The sequence below is a fragment of the Methylobacterium sp. A54F genome, assembly GCF_053346035.1.
This window is the reverse complement of record NZ_JBKFBF010000121.1, coordinates 1-308: the sequence shown is the minus strand read 5'-3', so window position 1 is coordinate 308 and position 308 is coordinate 1. Positions and strand designations below refer to the sequence as shown.

The following is a 308-nucleotide window of genomic DNA, read 5'->3' as shown; positions in this document are numbered from 1 at the left end:
TCGCCCTGGGCGACGGCGGGCCGCACGCGCCTGCAGGCGGAGGCCCGCGCCTTCGCGCGCGACGTCGTGCTCCCCATCGCCGACGCCCTCGACCCGCAGGAGGGCGAGATGCCCCGCTCGGTCATCGACCAGATGGCGGAGCGCGGCTGGTTCGGCATCACCATCCCGGCCGAGCACGGCGGCCTCGGCCTCGGGGTGTTCGAGTACTGCCTCGTCTCGGAGGAGCTCGCCCGCGCGTGGCTCTCGGCCGGCAGCATCCTGGCGCGGGGGCAGGGGCTCGGCACCCAGACCCTCGACGACGACCGCCG

General features: G+C 76.3%; 1 protein-coding gene. It reads left to right on the top strand.

The features are described 5' to 3' along the window. Positions 1-308, top strand: a 308-nt coding sequence (locus ACLBXP_RS25595) for an acyl-CoA dehydrogenase family protein (RefSeq protein ID WP_447670627.1), incomplete at both ends; no start/stop codon positions are given.